At 56.9% G+C, this 15,541-nt stretch carries 16 protein-coding genes and 2 tRNA genes; 13 read left to right on the top strand and 5 right to left on the bottom strand.

Features of this window, described 5'->3' with window-relative positions; genetic code table 11:
• The gene (locus JCM12178_RS03740; protein ID WP_054648892.1) at positions 1 to 690 is read right to left on the bottom strand and encodes a 2-phosphosulfolactate phosphatase; all 690 of its coding nucleotides are present in this window, start codon (positions 688 to 690) and stop codon (positions 1 to 3) included.
• 131 nt (positions 691 to 821) lie between these two features.
• Between JCM12178_RS03740 and JCM12178_RS03735 the strand changes: the two genes are divergently transcribed.
• On the top strand, positions 822 to 1,775 hold the full coding sequence (locus tag JCM12178_RS03735) for a UDP-glucuronic acid decarboxylase family protein (protein ID WP_054648890.1): 954 nt from the start codon (positions 822 to 824) through the stop codon (positions 1,773 to 1,775).
• A gap of 64 nt (positions 1,776 to 1,839) precedes the next feature.
• Here the strand turns inward: JCM12178_RS03735 and JCM12178_RS03730 are convergent, their stop codons facing one another.
• The gene (locus JCM12178_RS03730; protein WP_083465717.1) at positions 1,840 to 2,841 is read right to left on the bottom strand and encodes a glycosyltransferase; all 1,002 of its coding nucleotides are present in this window, start codon (positions 2,839 to 2,841) and stop codon (positions 1,840 to 1,842) included.
• On the bottom strand, positions 2,838 to 3,860 hold the full coding sequence (locus JCM12178_RS03725) for a glycosyltransferase (protein WP_245628596.1): 1,023 nt from the start codon (positions 3,858 to 3,860) through the stop codon (positions 2,838 to 2,840). The genes JCM12178_RS03730 and JCM12178_RS03725 overlap by 4 nt, the downstream gene beginning before the upstream one ends.
• Positions 3,861 to 4,054: 194 nt before the next feature.
• Here JCM12178_RS03725 and JCM12178_RS03720 point away from each other — a divergent pair, with 194 nt between their 5' ends.
• The 3 genes from JCM12178_RS03720 to JCM12178_RS03710 all read left to right on the top strand — a co-directional run bounded on the left by JCM12178_RS03720 (position 4,055) and on the right by JCM12178_RS03710 (position 7,805).
• Positions 4,055 to 4,978 (top strand): DUF1848 domain-containing protein, encoded by a 924-nt coding sequence (locus tag JCM12178_RS03720; RefSeq protein ID WP_054648886.1) that lies wholly within the window; start codon positions 4,055 to 4,057, stop codon positions 4,976 to 4,978.
• Between the two features lie 13 nt (positions 4,979 to 4,991).
• Positions 4,992 to 5,585: a phosphatase PAP2 family protein gene (locus tag JCM12178_RS03715; RefSeq protein ID WP_054648884.1), complete on the top strand. Its 594-nt coding sequence runs from the start codon at positions 4,992 to 4,994 to the stop codon at positions 5,583 to 5,585.
• Positions 5,586 to 5,729: 144 nt separating this feature from the next.
• Complete coding sequence (locus JCM12178_RS03710; RefSeq protein ID WP_054648882.1) at positions 5,730 to 7,805, top strand: GGDEF domain-containing protein; 2,076 nt, start codon at positions 5,730 to 5,732, stop codon at positions 7,803 to 7,805.
• Positions 7,806 to 7,808: 3 nt separating this feature from the next.
• On the opposite strand, the gene JCM12178_RS03705 is transcribed toward JCM12178_RS03710, so the two are convergent.
• Together JCM12178_RS03705 and JCM12178_RS03695 are read right to left on the bottom strand one after the other, a co-directional pair.
• Positions 7,809 to 8,513, bottom strand: a complete 705-nt coding sequence (locus tag JCM12178_RS03705) for a TVP38/TMEM64 family protein (RefSeq protein WP_054648880.1) — start codon at positions 8,511 to 8,513, stop codon at positions 7,809 to 7,811.
• Between the two features lie 241 nt (positions 8,514 to 8,754).
• On the bottom strand, positions 8,755 to 9,480 hold the full coding sequence (locus JCM12178_RS03695; protein ID WP_054648875.1) for a glycosyltransferase family 2 protein: 726 nt from the start codon (positions 9,478 to 9,480) through the stop codon (positions 8,755 to 8,757).
• Between the two features lie 89 nt (positions 9,481 to 9,569).
• Between JCM12178_RS03695 and JCM12178_RS03690 the strand changes: the two genes are divergently transcribed.
• From JCM12178_RS03690 to JCM12178_RS03650, 9 genes are all read left to right on the top strand, one after another.
• Positions 9,570 to 9,646, top strand: a tRNA-Met gene (locus tag JCM12178_RS03690).
• 259 nt (positions 9,647 to 9,905) lie between these two features.
• Positions 9,906 to 10,499 (top strand): ECF transporter S component, encoded by a 594-nt coding sequence (locus JCM12178_RS03685; RefSeq protein WP_054648873.1) that lies wholly within the window; start codon positions 9,906 to 9,908, stop codon positions 10,497 to 10,499.
• A 50-nt stretch (positions 10,500 to 10,549) separates the two neighbouring features.
• Positions 10,550 to 11,350: an energy-coupling factor transporter transmembrane component T family protein gene (locus tag JCM12178_RS03680; protein ID WP_054648870.1), complete on the top strand. Its 801-nt coding sequence runs from the start codon at positions 10,550 to 10,552 to the stop codon at positions 11,348 to 11,350.
• A gap of 186 nt (positions 11,351 to 11,536) precedes the next feature.
• Complete coding sequence (locus JCM12178_RS03675) at positions 11,537 to 12,199, top strand: energy-coupling factor ABC transporter ATP-binding protein (RefSeq protein ID WP_083465715.1); 663 nt, start codon at positions 11,537 to 11,539, stop codon at positions 12,197 to 12,199.
• Positions 12,189 to 13,010 (top strand): energy-coupling factor ABC transporter ATP-binding protein, encoded by an 822-nt coding sequence (locus JCM12178_RS03670; protein ID WP_054648866.1) that lies wholly within the window; start codon positions 12,189 to 12,191, stop codon positions 13,008 to 13,010. Before JCM12178_RS03675 ends, JCM12178_RS03670 begins: the two co-directional genes overlap by 11 nt.
• Positions 13,007 to 13,522, top strand: a complete 516-nt coding sequence (locus tag JCM12178_RS03665; protein WP_054648864.1) for a CD3072 family TudS-related putative desulfidase — start codon at positions 13,007 to 13,009, stop codon at positions 13,520 to 13,522. The genes JCM12178_RS03670 and JCM12178_RS03665 overlap by 4 nt, the downstream gene beginning before the upstream one ends.
• A gap of 149 nt (positions 13,523 to 13,671) precedes the next feature.
• Positions 13,672 to 13,748: transfer RNA gene (locus JCM12178_RS03660), tRNA-Met, on the top strand.
• A gap of 121 nt (positions 13,749 to 13,869) precedes the next feature.
• Complete coding sequence (trhA, locus tag JCM12178_RS03655; protein ID WP_054648862.1) at positions 13,870 to 14,514, top strand: PAQR family membrane homeostasis protein TrhA; 645 nt, start codon at positions 13,870 to 13,872, stop codon at positions 14,512 to 14,514.
• A 226-nt stretch (positions 14,515 to 14,740) separates the two neighbouring features.
• Complete coding sequence (locus tag JCM12178_RS03650) at positions 14,741 to 15,532, top strand: amino acid ABC transporter substrate-binding protein (RefSeq protein ID WP_054648861.1); 792 nt, start codon at positions 14,741 to 14,743, stop codon at positions 15,530 to 15,532.
• The last annotated feature ends 9 nt before the right edge of the window (positions 15,533 to 15,541 follow it).

Below are 15,541 nucleotides of genomic sequence, written 5' to 3'. Positions count from 1 at the left end.
CTATGCTCCGACGCGAACGAGCCGAACCGCGTCTTCCTCGAACGGCTCTGCACCGAGAACGAAGTCATACCGGTCCAATTCCATGCACAATTCAAAATCCCGTTCAGGCGCGTATTCCTTTTCCGGGTCAAAGAATTTCTGCGCGCTAGGAATGGTCGCCATGAATTTTTTCAGCGCTTCAAAACTGTTCGGATAGTCCTCCACGGCGTTCTTGATATACATGGCGCACATGGTGTCCTCCATGCTGCGCTCCACGCCACCGGTTCCGAGCGCCACGAGAGTGACCGTATCGTGGTTGCCGCGGGCGATATACTCGGCCACGGCACCGGCGTTCACGAATGCGCCGGTTATGATCTCGTCCGCCCCGGAGCTGGCAATAAGCCCCTGCGTCCCGGCGCTAGTGGTGTGCACAAGCGGCTTTCCGGAAAAATCCACATTCTCTATGACGGTCGGCGAGTTGCCGAAATCAAAACCGGGCAACGGAACAGCGTTGCGCTCGCCCATGAGGTAAGCCCCTCGCTCCGAAGCAAGTCGCCTTGCGCTTTCTTCCGATGCCACCGCGTAGTATTCGCTCGCTCCGTTATCCACAGCCCGGCAGGCAACGGAAAAGGCCCGGAACACATCGATCACCACGGCTAGCCCCTCTGCTGCTGCCGCGCCCTCCAGACCTTCAACTATTTGAATTTTCATATATATCACTCCAAAAATAACAATTGTGTCTGATTTGCAACAATACTATCGCGCAAAAAAGAGCGCAACCCTTTCGTTCTTTTTTTAACAGCTCTTACTTGTTGACGAAAACCTAAAGATTCTGAGATAGAATGCAGATGAAAGACAAAACCGTACTCGTCACTGGCGGCGCGGGCTTCCTCGGCTCGCACCTGTGCGAACGACTGCTCGAACAAGGGCACGACGTTCTTTGCGTGGACAACTACTTCACCGGACAGAAGCGCAACATCATGCACCTTCTCTCGAACCCTCGTTTCGAGATGCTTCGGCACGACGTGACGTTCCCGCTCTATGTGGAAGTGGACGAGATATTCAACCTCGCCTGCCCCGCCTCGCCGGTTCACTACCAGTTCGACCCGGTGCAGACGACCAAGACCTCGGTTCATGGTGCCATCAACATGCTCGGCCTGGCGAAACGCATCAAGGCCAAGATACTTCAGGCGTCCACCTCCGAAGTATACGGTGATCCTGAGATACATCCGCAGACCGAAGACTACTGGGGCAATGTGAACCCCATCGGTCCGCGCTCCTGCTACGACGAGGGCAAACGCTGCGCCGAGACCCTGTTCTTCGACTACCGCAGACAACACGATCTGGTCATCAAGGTGGCGAGAATCTTCAACACCTATGGCCCGCGCATGGCAATGGATGACGGCCGCGTGGTCTCCAACTTTATCATTCAGGCCCTCAAAGGCGAGCCGATCACGGTATACGGCAAAGGGGAGCAGACTCGCAGCTTTTGCTACGTGGACGACCTTGTGGAAGGGCTCATCAGGCTCATGCACAATACTGAAGATGATTTCAGCGGACCGATGAACCTCGGCAATCCGGGTGAATTCACCATTATGGAGTTGGCCGAGACGGTGGTTGAAATGACCGGCTCAAAATCGAAAATAGAACTGCGCCCGCTGCCCACCGACGACCCCATGCAGCGCAGACCGGACATAAGCCATGCCAAGCGCACCATAGATTGGGAGCCGGCGGTTCCCCTGCATGAAGGTCTGAAGCCGACCATAGAATACTTCAAGAAGATGCTTGAGGAATAATCGAATCAAATGCTGCCGCCCAAGCGGGCGGCAGTGTACGACAGAACGGAATCAAACCCGAAAGTCAGCCGACGGCCTCTTCCAGAGCGCTCCAAAGCCCCTGCCCAACGACGCCGACGTCGAATCGTCCAGTCACGGTTTGCCGCGCGGCAACACGCATCTTCTCCAACAGTTCGGAATCATTGGCAAGACGCATGGCATACTCGCCCCACTGCTTCGGCTCTTCAATGAGAAAACCGTTGACGCCGTGCTCGATGATTTCGCGGTTCACGCCCACGTCCGAAGCCAGCGGGATAGCCCCGCAAGCCATGTACTGAAGCAGTCTGACACCACATTTCCCGCGCGTATATTCATCATCCGCCAGAGGAAGCAGCCCCACATCCATGGACTGCAGACGGGAAATCTCGGTCTCTCTCGTCCACTTTGCCCAGAAAACGTATTCCTTGGCCGGTCCGGCATACTGCTCACTTGAAATCACGCTGAACTGCAGGCTTCCCACGTATTCCTTGAGCACATCAAGCGGTTGTTCCAAATAGCGAAGGCTGTTGGGCGACCCCATCCAACCCACTTGAAAATAGTTGGAAATGGGGCAGCGTTCGCCGTACACGTACCGGGCCGTGTCGAGTCCGGTAGGAACCACGCGAACACGCTCCTGATACGCCGAAGCCTTATGGCCCAGATAGGTGTTTCCGGCGATGCACAGATCAACCGTGGAACACTGCTCGGCAAAACGGCTTGCACTTTTTCGTGCCCTGCGGCGCTTACGGCTGGACATCAGGTCATCAGACGACATGGTCCACACAGCATCCACGAAATCATAAACCAGCGCGCCGCAACGCTTGCGCAAAGCCTTGAGCTCCCAGTCGGCCAAAAGCTCTTGCTGGATTACGTAAACATCGGCCCGAGGGACCGTCCGATAAAACCGCAGGCGGGAAAAGATCGACGCGGGAATACGCGCCCAGTCGACTTCATGACCGCGCGCACGACCTCGCTCCACAAAGGGGAGCACGCGAAAACGTACGCTCGGTCGATCTTGGCCGTATGGAGTGAGAAACAATATCTTCATGTATTACTATTTTTATTATGAAGCAGCTCTCTAACCAGATCAAGATACGGTTCCATGCCGCATGGCAGATCTTCGGGCCAGAAAAACGCTTCGTGTGGCTCGCTGAAGGCCAAAAGCGCCTTGCGAGCCAATTCGTGCTCGTCCGCCGGGTCATCCAGCACCTTCTCGGGAGGGAGAAAGACCGAGCTTCCATTGAAACGGGTGGAAACCACCCTGCTCCCACAGGCCAGCGCCTCCACAACAGCATTCGAGCATGCGTCGTAGAAAGTGGGCAGGACGAAGATGTCCCCGGTACGATAAAAATCAGGCATCTCGTCAACCTTGCCGAGAAACTTCACCCGCTTGCCAACGCCGAGGCTTCCGGCCAGACGCCGGTACTTCGAAGGGTTCCTTCCTCCTGCAACCCGCAGCCGCCAGTTTCCCGGCAGATGCGGCAGCGCCTTGATGAGCGTGGAGACACCCTTGAGGGCGAAGTTGGTTCCCGCCGTGGTTATAACCACATCATCGGGAGCGATGCCCGCTTCATGACGCAAGTCTTCGCGAAGCTTCTGGTCAACAGGATGAAAGCGATCAAAATCCGGCTTATTGTAAATGACGTGAACGGAGGCTGGGTCTACCTCTGGATGTGCCTCGCATACCCATCCGCGAACCAGATCAGATACGCAGACGATGGTCGGACCGTTTCGCAGCCGCTTGCGCTCCAGCCACTGCACGATGTGGTTCGCGGGCGAAAGCTCTCGACGCACACGCTTCATGATTCTTGGAAACCCTGCGGGCCATGCGCGGCTGGACAGTTTCCAGAAGTTCCTCTGGGGACCGCCGCCCACGCGAAGCAGGTCGTGACCGTAGCTCTTGCCAAGTCCGATGCTGAGGTCATATCCTCCCTCGCGTCGAGCCTTGGCGGCCTTCAAGGCGAACCGCAGGACCTTGATCCACTTGAACGGGCCGGAACGACCGAGCACAACGGGCCGAACGCCCGCAGGAGGCTCGGTTTCACAACGCGCACAGATGAAGTCCACGGCGTACCCCTCATCTGCAAGCATTCTCGCAAAACGGTATGCAAAACCTTCGGCACCGCCGTAACGGCTCAAACGTGGCATGACCACGGCAATTCTTGATTCACTGGCAATCACGCGCGAAGATTGACAGGCATTTCAGGAGACCGCAAGATTTTTTACAGGCAACCCGCAACTGAACGGAAGGAACGTCGATCGTGATTATCAGCGCCAGCCGCCGAACAGACATCCCGGCCCTCTACCCGCTCTGGTTCATGAACAGGGTTCGGGCCGGATTCTGTACGGTCCCCAATCCGTTCGCCCCTTCACGGCGCACCACCGTTTCGCTCGCCCCCAAAGATGTCGACGCAGTGGTATTCTGGACACGCAACCCGCTGCCGATGCTGCCGTTTCTCGAAGAAATTGAAACGAGCGGGCTGGACCGCTACCTCTTTCTCTTCACCCTGCTCGACTATCCACGCCCCCTTGAGCCAAACCTTCCGCCGCTTGATGAGCGCATCGAAACCTTCCACAGGCTGGCAGAGCGCATCGGTCCGGAACGGGTGATCTGGCGCTACGACCCAATCGTCATGACAGAGGAATTGACAGGAGCCTATCACCTCGATCGTTTTGAGCACCTCGCCGAACGACTGGCCGGACAGACCCGGCGCTGCATCGTGAGCTTTATGGAGGCGTACGCCAAGGGATCCCGTCGAATGACACAGACCAACAACGGACGGTTCATCCCAGTCGAACCGAGGCCGCCTGAAGCGCAATCACTGCTGACAGGACTCAATGAAATCGCCAGCAAACACGGCATTTCCATGAGCACCTGTTCGCAACCGAAGCACCGTACCACTGAAACAGTCCGAAACGCGCCGTGCATCGATGCCGCAGCCATCAACCGCCTTTTCAACGGTGCCGTTCCATGCCATAAGGACCGAAAACAGCGGGAACGCTGTCTGTGCGCCGAGTCCCGCGACATCGGCGTCTACGACACCTGCACCCACGGGTGCCTGTACTGTTATGCAAACGGCGATTTCTCCACCTCCCGGCGCAACGCGGAACGACACGCACCTGAAGCGCATGGGCTGGACGGACACAGCGACAAGCCGCACCTCCCCCTGCTTGATCTCATCTAAGCGGAGCCACTGAATGCTTTTCGAAACCCCGGAACTGGACGCGACCCTGCAGCAACTCGTCAATTCGGACTGGCGAAACGATTTTTTCGATACCGTCATGCCCGTGCTATCCGACATGAAAGCGCTGTTTGTGGTGCTCGGCGTTCTCATGCTCTTCGCGCTCATAAGGCGTGGCCCCAAGGAACTGGTGCTCTTTCTGGTGCTGCTGGCCGGTGCGGGCATCACGGACATGTCCACCAACCCGATCAAGAAAGGTGTTGGAAGGGTACGCCCGCACAACGCCATCGCCGAAACGTATTTCGTGGAGGACGGCAAATGGCAGCGCAGGCCTGCCGACTTTGCCCAGTACAAGGACTCCGGCACATCCTACCCCTCTGCCCATGCCGCCAACACCATGTGCATTGCCGTTCTTGCCTGCCTGCTCTGGCCCGGGGTTCGCCCGTGGCCGTTGCTCCTGCCGCTTCTGGTAGGGTATTCGCGAGTCTATCTGGGCAAGCACTACCCGTTGGACGTGCTCATGGGTTGGTTGTTCGGCCTAGTCACCGCCACGATCGTCTGGCTGGTCTGGGATAGATTCATTCGACCCAGAATACTGCCCGGCCGATGACCTCTTCGTCTGTCCCCCACAAACAGCCATTTGATTGTATTGTAAGCTTTGACAGGCATCCCGGCATTTGTGCATAATGATAATCACTGGATAATCAGCACAGCATAACGATATGCCGACAACCATTGGCTCACAAGGACGGCGATGACACCAACCAAGGAACAGCTTCACGCGGAACTTGATGCTCTTAAGAAACGTCTAGCGAAGACGGAGAGCGTCCTGAGCAGCTGCGAAGACGACTCCATCAGGCAGCGTGACGGCCAGCGCCTTTTCGCGTCCGGTCCGGTGGTGCTTTTCAAATGGGCCAGGCAAGACAACTGGCCTGTTGAATATGTATCCGAAAACGTTGAACACATTTTCGGATACACCGAACGCGATTTTCTTGAAAGCAAGATCCAGTACGAAGAGCTCGTTCACCCGGATGACAAGAAACGGGTAATGAGCGAAATGAAACAGTGCATCCGAAACGGCACAGATCGTTTCACGCATGAGCCGTACCGCATTACGCGTAAGGACGGCGAGCAAATCTGGCTGCTGGACCACACGGTAATTGTCCGTGATGATGCCGAGGACCTCACCCATTTCGTCGGCTATGTCATTGACGTCACCGATCAAGTAAAAACGCAAAACCGCTTAGTGGAAAGCGAAGAACGATGGAACTTCGCGCTTGAGGGCTCGCGTGACGGGGTATGGGACTGGGACGCGAGCACCAACAAGGTCTTTTTCTCGGATCAATGGAAACGCATGCTCGGCTTTGAACCCGAAGAAATCTCCGACGACCTGAGCGAGTGGGAATCGCGAGTCCATCCAGATGACAAGGACGCCGTATTCAAGGACCTCGTTCCTCACCTTGAAGGCAGGACCGAATTCTATGAAAACACCCACCGGGTACTTTGCAAGGACGGCAGCTACAAATGGATTCTTGACAGGGGCAAGGTCATCACACGCGATGCCGACGGGAAGCCGCTCAGGATCATCGGCACACACACGGACCTGACCGAGTACAAGGAAGTCCAGCACGAGTTGCAGAAAGCGCACAAGCATATTTCCGACATTCTTGAAAATACCACGGATGCCTTCTTTGAGTTGGACGAGGAGTTCTGCTTTTCCTACGTCAACAAACGTGCCGAAAAGAGTCTGGGCATCAGTAGGCATGACGTATTGGGCCACAACATCTGGGAAGTCTTTCCGCAGGCGGTCGGGACCATTTTTCACGACAAGTACACCGAGGCGGCGAAGACGCAGCGTGTTGTCGAATTCGAGGCGTATTTTCAGCCGTTCGACGTCTGGTTTCAGGTTCATGCCTACCCGACGCAGGAAACCCTGTCCGTACATTTCAAGGACATCACCTCAAAAAAGCGCCTTGAGCTGGAACGTGAAAAGATATTCAATCTTTCCACAGACATGATCTGCATCGCGGGCTTTGACGGAAAGCTCAAGAAGGTGAACCCCGCATGGGAAAAAACGCTTGGCTGGACTGAATCAGACCTGACTTCAACTCCTTGGATCGACTTCGTCCACCCCGATGACATCGCGGAAACACTGGAGGCCGGAAAGGAACTGCTGAAGGGCGACACCATCACCCAGTTCCAAAACCGCTACCAGTGCAAGGATGGCAGCTACCGCTGGCTTTCCTGGAACTCGGTTCCGCAGCTTGAGGAAAAGCTCATCTTCTGCGTGGTTCGGGACATCACCGACCAAAAACGAATTGAACACGAGCTGGAGGTCCTCGCCACCACGGACCCGCTGACCGAACAACTCAACCGACGCAGCTTCATGGAAAAGGCCACCAAGGAGTGGGAACGCTTTCTGCGTTATGACCGCCCCTGCTCGACTCTTATGCTCGACCTCGACCACTTCAAGCGGGTCAACGACACATACGGGCACAAGGCCGGAGACAACGTGCTGAAAAAGCTTGCGGAAACCGTTTCCTCAATGCTGCGTGAAGTGGACTCCCTCGGCAGGATAGGCGGTGAGGAATTTGCAGTGCTCTTACCAGAAACCGACATGGAAGACGCGGCACAGGCCGCCGAGCGCATCCGGCATGCGGTGGAAGAGACAGAAATCCGGCATGGCGAGGAATCAATACGGATCACCATCAGCATCGGAGTCGCATCCACCCGGAAAGGCGACAAGGAATATGACGACGCACTGCGCCGTGCAGATGAAGCCCTGTATCGGGCCAAGGATGCCGGGAGAAATCAGGTCCAGCGTTCGTAGCCGCTAGTCGCCGAGATACGCCTCGGCCCGGTAGCGACGATACAGGGTCACGCCGAGCCAGCCCGAAGCGATCAACAACACAACACTCACACCCACAGCAAGCGCCACACCCTGCGTGGAGTCGGCGTTCATGCCTGCGCCAAAGAGCGCGAACACGAAGTTTTGCGGAATGTAACCGAGCGAGGAGCCGAGCACGAACGAAAGCAGCGGGATGCTGCTGACGCCTGCCGCAAGGTTGGTAAGCAGATTGCTGCCCAGCGGGAAAAGCCTGATTGCCAGCGCCATGAGGAACGGCTGGCCGCTGAGAAATGCATCGAGCTTGGAAAGACGGCCACCAAGACGGGACATGACGAAATCCCGGCCTGAGAACCGGGCATAAAGCGCAGCCGTGGCACACCCGAGCCCGCATCCGAGCGTGGCCAGAAACGTCCCGCCCAACGCACCAAACGCGAACCCGCCGAGAAAACCGAAGAGCTGTCTCGGCAGCCCGAGGGCAGTCAGCATGGCGGTGATGCCTATGAAAATGAATATGGAGAGCGGCCCTTTGCCCAAAACATGGGCATCAAACCACTGCGTGTCGCGCAGCAGCCCTTCCAGACCGGATGTGCGGGCCAGCCAGACGCCGACTCCGAGCAGGCACAGCATGGCCACACCCTTGAGTGCCTGCCGCACACCGCTTTGTTTGGCCTTGTCGGCTTTCTGGTTCAACGGGATCTCCAAATGCTGAATACAATACTGATCAGGGCCATCTCGGCGACAATGAACACCGGATCACGCTGCACAACGCCGTAACACAGACCGGCTATGGCCGACGCACCAAAAACCGCCAGCGTCCACGGCGCGTCTTGTAGCCTTTTTTTCTGCAGACGCAAAGCCCCCGCTGCCACGAAAAAACGCCGTGTCCCAGCGAAGCCGGGAGCAGCAGCCACCAGAACGCGGGGAGTGTCACCTATTTCCGTTCCTTCACGTCGTAATCGAAGTGTCGGCTCATTAGCCAACGGACGCCGATGAGGTCATAGATACCCTGCACGGCGCGCTCCCAGTTGCTGTATTTGGAAACCCCGGAGACCCTTGGGCGATGGTTGACCTTGACCTCCGAGACGGACGCTCCCTGAAGACGCATCAGGGCCGGGAGAAACCGGTGCATGTTCCGGAAACGCGGCAGCTTGAGCAGCATCTCGCGGTTCATGACCTTGAGGGAGCAGCCTGTATCACGCACACCGTCAGCGGTGAAGGCGTCCCTGATGCGGTTGGCGAACTTCGAGGCGATCTTCTTGGAAAACGTGTCCTTGCGGTTGGCCCGCCAGCCGACGACCATGTCATGGCCCTTGGCGTATTCCTCAAGCATGGCCCCGATGTCCGCGGGATCGTTCTGGCCGTCCGCGTCCATGGTGATGACCACGGGTGCCTCGGCTGCGTCGAACCCTGCACAGAACGCGGCGGACTGGCCACGGTTCTCTGCAAAGGAGACGTACCGGACGGTTTCCGGGTTTTCTTCCGCAATGGAACGGATAACTTCAAGACTACGGTCCGTGCTGCAGTCGTCCACGAAAACCGTTTCCCAGTCCCTGCCCGTCTTTTCGGCAGCTGTCCTGATTTCGCGAAACAGCGCCTGTAGATTGTCCTGCTCATTGAACACCGGCAGGACCACGGCGAATTTATCGATGTTTGGCATAGCCGAAAAGGAATACGGAATTTGGGGAAAGTTGTAAATAGTGGTTGACAGTCGTTACCAGAAAGCCTAGAAACCTCTTCGCAACGTGACGCGGGGTGGAGCAGTACGGTAGCTCGTCGGGCTCATAACCCGAAGGTCGTAGGTTCAAATCCTGCCCCCGCTACCAGAAAATTCAAGGACTTAAGCTCAAGCTTAAGTCCTTTTTTCGTTTAGCGTTTCTCGAGAACCCTCCTTACTCTGTCACCCTCAACTGGTGTATTTTGGGCGGAACAGACAGTCCTTCTTCCGCAACTCAACACATACAAAAAAACTATAGGCTCTCCTGCAAGCAATCCGATCAATCGATTGTACTTTGCCCCCATATCTATTTATCCCCTAATCATCGGATATAATTATACCTACCAACCATGTTAAGGGGGGTTATCATGGGACTTGCATCATCCGTCAAACGCGACTTCACGTCCGTCACCTGGGCGCTTATCCCGCTGGCCATCTGTATTAATATTGTAGTGGGCCAGATCGCCTCGGCGCTCAAGCTGCCTATCTACATCGACACCATCGGTACCATTCTTGTGGCCATTGTATGCGGTCCCTGGGCCGGAGCCCTGACAGGCGCTCTGTCCAACATCATCTGGGGGCTCTTCGCCCCAGGCGCGCTGCCGTTTTTCCCGGTGGCGGCGTGGATCGGCTTCATCGCGGGCTGGTGCGGCATCTGGGGCCTTTACAAAACGTGGTGGAAAGTCATCATCGCAGGTCTCATCATCGCCCTGACCACGCCGTTCATCGCCACACCCATCGTTGTATACGTCTACGGCGGCGTCGAAGGCAGCGGTGCCTCGCTCATCACCGGCGTTCTCATCAAGTCCGGCATGAAGATCAGTTCGGCCGCGTTCTACAAGAACCTGATGGTCGAACCGCTGGACAAGATTCCCAGCGCCCTGATCGCTTGGGTTCTCGCCAAGCAGATGCCCGCGCGTTTCATTTCCCGCTTTCCGCGGGTGGAAAACTTCGCGGCCTGATCGCATCATGAACAATACGGGCCGGGACTATCCCGGCCCTTTTTCATGCCATGAACCACTCCCTGACCTTTTACATCGACCGCAAGAGCTTTCTGCACTCGCGCAACCCGCTGACCAAGCTCACGGTGACCCTGACCCTGATGACCGCAGGGTTCGCTTCACCGTGGCCGTGGGCACCGTTTGCGATGTTCTTCGCGTTCATACTGCCACTGGCTATAATCGGCAGGGTTGCGACACCATTTCTGAAAGCGCTTGCAGCGATGTATTTGCCATTCGCCTTCTTCCTTTTCCTCATTCATGGCTTCTTTCATCCCGCATCTGACGACGAGCTTCTTCGCATCTGGATCTTTTCCGTGCAGGAATCAGCACTTCTGTATGCTGCAAAAACCGCCGGTCAGGTCCTCGTGATGCTCTCAAGCTGCGTACTGCTCTTTCTGACCACCCATCCGGGCCGACTCATGCAGGACCTGCAACGGCGCGGGCTGCACTGGTCGATCCCGTATATCGTCTGCTCGACCCTCCAGATTCTGCCGCTTATCCGCCAGCGGGTCCGCACCATTCTCGAAGCCCAGCAATCCAGAGGGCTGGATACCGGCGGCTCGCTCATGGCAAGATTCAAGTCGCTTCTGCCGCTCGTGGGTCCGCTTTTTTACGGCATCATGCTTGACGTGGAGGACCGCGCCCTCGCGTTGGAATCTCGCGCAGTCATGCGAAAGGGAAGCCGCTCCTTTCTGGTTGAAATCCCTGACCCGGCAGGCGAACGGGTTTTCCGGTATTGCTGCCTCACGATCATGGTCGGCATGATCGGATTAAGGACATGGCAGGTGATGACATCACTCTGGTATCGTTGAATAATGTGGAGGCGGGGTATCGCGGCACGGAACAAACGGCGCTGCGGGTGCCTAATATTTCGCTCGACGCCGGTGAAACCCTGCTCGTGCTGGGAGCCTCGGACAGCGGCAAGTCCACGCTCTGCCGACTGCTCTGCGGCTTCCTGAACCACTTTTATCATGCCGCATTGAAGGCGACATCTTCGTATGCGGCATGGACCTCGCCAGAGCACGCTTCTGGAGATGATCCAGTGCGCGGGCATGGTCTTTCAGCGGCCGGAGACACAGATCACCGGCACTCGGTTCAGCGTCCGGGAAGAAGTGGCCTGCGGCCCGGAAAATCTTGGCCTGCATCGGAATGCAATCATCGAACGGGTTGAAGACGCCCTTGAGCGCACGAAGTTGACTCACCTTGCGGATCGCAACCCGCTGACGCTTTCAGGCGGCGAAAAGCAACGCCTCGCGCTGGCCTCCATTCTTGCTCTGCGCCCATCCCTTCTGGTTCTCGACGAGGCCACATCCCAGCTCGACCCGGTGGGCGAACAGGACGTCATGGACATAGTAAGCGAACTAGCCCGGCAGGGAACCGCCGTCATCATTGCTGCCACAACCCCGGAAGGATTTTCGGAACAGGCCGACAAGGTCGCCATCATGCAGGACGGCGAGCTGACCATGCTCGATGACACCCGAAACGCATTCGCCTCGAACCTCCTGCCGGACAACGGCATAGCCCGTCCGATCTGCATGGAACTCGCACTCAAGGCACGCGCCGAGGGACTCTGGCCCGAAGACCTTCCATTACCATTATCCATGGGAGAAGCCGCAGAGACTCTCGCCACAATCGTCAGAGAGGCCGGGCATGCGCCTTGAAGTACGAAACCTTACCCACTCCTATGATGACGTCCGCACCGTGCTTGACGATGTCTCCTTGAGCGTCGAGCCCGGAGAACGTCTGGCGCTTGTCGGACGAAACGGTGCAGGCAAAAGTACCCTTGCCAAGATATGCTGCGGCCTCATTGCGCCGGTTAGTGGCAGCGTAACCCTGAACGGCACCGACGTGCGCTCACTCTCCGCACCAGAAAGAGCCAGCAATATCGGCTATGTATTTCAGGATCCATCGTCACAGCTTTTTGCGGCCACGGTCCGTCAGGAGCTTGAATACGGACCGAAAAACGTGGGCTTTTCAGAATCAGAAATCCACCGGCGCGTCGACGAAACAATGGAAATAACGGGAATCTCCGAACTCGCCGACCACAACCCGCACGACCTATCCCTGTCCCGGCGTCGGCTGGTCGCGTTTTCGTCCGTGGTCGCCATGGGCTGCAGATGTCTGATCCTTGATGAGCCAACCGCAGGGCTGGACATGTCGGGAAAAGCCGTGCTTACTGCCGCGCTGGATCATCTTCGGAAGAAGGGCGTCTCCACCGTGACCATCACCCATGACATGGACTTCTGTGCTGAAACCATGAGCCGTGTCATTGGGCTGCACAACGGGGCGATCCTTCGGGATGGACCGCCGGAAGCATTCTTTGACGATGAAGACGCACTCAGCACCATGGGCCTGACCTTACCTCGAGCAACGCAACTATTGAAACGGGCGGGACTGCCCATGGCATGCACAGCCGAATCATTCATGACGGCCCTACGTACTGCCGTCCGGAATACGGGGGATACTCCATGAAACGGGGAAAAAAAATCTGCGTCGTGGCAAACTGCCTGCTGAACGCCAACGCCAAGATACAGCCCTACGCGTTTTATCCGGGGGCAAACCGGACGGTGATCGAGCCGCTCTTGCGGGACGACGTCGGCCTGATCCAGCTTCCCTGCCCGGAAACGAGCTATCTCGGCATGCGCCGCTGGGGTGTCACCAAAGAACAGCTGGACACCCTCGCCCACCGGGAGCACTGCGAATCCATTCTGCGGGCACCGCTTCTGGAGATGCTGGCGTACACGGATGCAGGCTATGAAATCGAAAGCATTCTCGGCATAAACGGCAGTCCGAGCTGTGGTGTGGAAATGACCTGCACCGGCTATTGCGGCGGCGAGATTCCACAGGACGCCGACGTGCTGGCGAAGCAGCAGGAACAACTACGAATGACACCGGGCCGCGGGGTTTTCATGGACATGCTCGCTGAAATGCTTGAACGGCACGCCCTGAAGATACCGTTTAAGGGCATTGACGAAGAAGGCTGACCGCCTCACTGCGTTGCGCCAATCAAGATCTCCCTAAAAACCAAACGTATAAACAGCCCGTTTCGATGCTTCAAGATACGATTTTCGGAAAAATCGAAAAAAGGGGTTGCGTTCCGTCAGGCATCCACGTAGACACGTTCTTCCAATGGCGCGGGGTGGAGCAGTACGGTAGCTCGTCGGGCTCATAACCCGAAGGTCGCAGGTTCAAATCCTGTCCCCGCTACCAAAAGAATTCAAGGACTTAAGCATGCGCTTAAGTCCTTTTTTCGTTCCCCCGCTTTCCGGATCAATCATCCGTTTGACAAGCGTGAAAGAGTAGTCGATCATTTGTCCAAGAGGACAAGATCATGACCCGCATTTTCAGAGACCCCGTCAGCGGACTGACCCACTTCATCGGTGCCTGCCTTGCCGTATGGGGAACGATCATGCTCATTCTCCGCTCCGTCTCCCCCGTTCAGCCATGGCACATCGTGACCTTCTCGATCTTCGGCGTGGCCATGGTGCTGCTCTATCTCACCAGCACTCTGTATCACTGGCTCCCCCTGCGCGATCGTGCCCTTCAGACCATGCGGCGCATCGACCACAGCATGATCTTCATCTATATTGCCGCCACCTATACGCCCATCTGTCTCATTCCGCTTCGCGGGCCGTGGGGCTGGAGCATTTTCGGCAGCGTCTGGGGACTGGCCGTAGCCGGGATCATCGTCAAGTTCTTCTGGCTTCACGCCCCTCGCTGGATTTCCACCGGGTTCTATCTCGGCATGGGCTGGATGGTTCTTGTCGGCATCTACCCGCTCGTGACAAACCTTGAAACGGGCGCGCTCCTCTGGCTCGTGGCAGGTGGCCTGACATACAGCGTTGGTGCAGTCATTTACGCCCTGCGCTGGCCCGACCCCTTCCCCCGTAAGTTCGGTTTCCACGAACTCTTCCATGTCTTCGTCATGGGCGGGACCCTCTGCCATTATATAGTAATGTACCGCTACATCGCCTGACCCCCTTCGATTTTCGCAAAGCAGCCCCCTTAGCCGCTCGCGTATCACGCCCCAAAAGCCCTTTTGCAACGAAAGGAGCAATGACTATACATTTCGGCACACCCACCACCAACAGCAAGACGCTGTAATCATTCATTATAATTTCATATTGCAAAGCCTCAATGTTTCCTGTAAATCCGCGCTGTTCTGATATTTTCCATTTTTGAAACACAGTGAGGTATTTGGGATGAAACGTCTTTTTGCAGCAGTGCTGGTCATGGTCATGTGCCTGAGCGCCGCCGTCGCCTTTGCCGGTGACGGTTCCTGGGATCGCGTCAAGAACGCCGGAAAGCTGGTCATCGGTCTTGACGATGCCTTCCCGCCCATGGGATTCCGCAACGCTGACGGTGAGATCGTCGGATTCGACGTGGACGCGGCTGAAGAAGTCGGCAAACGTCTCGGCATCGACATTGTCTGGCAGCCCACCGAATGGAAGGGTGTCATCAACTCTCTCTATGCCAAGAAGTTTGACTGCATCTGGAACGGCATGACCATCACGCCGGAGCGTCAGCAGAAGGTCGCCTTCACCAAGCCCTACATCATGGACGGCCAGATCGCTGCCGTTCGCATGGATGAAGCGGCCATCAAAAAGCACGAAGACCTCGGCGGCAAGAAGGTTGGCGTTCAGGCTGGTTCCCCGGCGCTTGAAGCAGCCAAGAAGCTGCCCAAGGAAGCAGGCGAAATTCGCGAATACGACACCAACCCCAAGGCGTTCCTCGACCTTGAGGCCGACCGCCTCGACGCCGTTGTCGTGGACAACGTGACCGGCCGCTACTACATGGCTTCCCGTCCCGGAAAGTTCCGCGCCCTGCCCGGCTACATCACCAAGGAAGCCTTCGGCGTGGCCTTCCGCATGGAAGATAACGCCCTGCGCGCCATGATCCAGAAAACCATCGACGAAATGATCGCCGACGGAACCATGGGCAAGATCTCCCGTAAGTGGTTCGGCGAAGACGTCACCAACCCCGCCGAGTGGTAGACGAGACCC

The organism is Salidesulfovibrio brasiliensis JCM 12178, from assembly GCF_001311825.1.
Classification (GTDB): Bacteria; Desulfobacterota; Desulfovibrionia; order Desulfovibrionales; family Desulfovibrionaceae; genus Pseudodesulfovibrio; species Pseudodesulfovibrio brasiliensis.
Note: the sequence above shows the minus strand (reverse complement) of the source record. Positions and strands in the feature narration are given on the sequence as shown.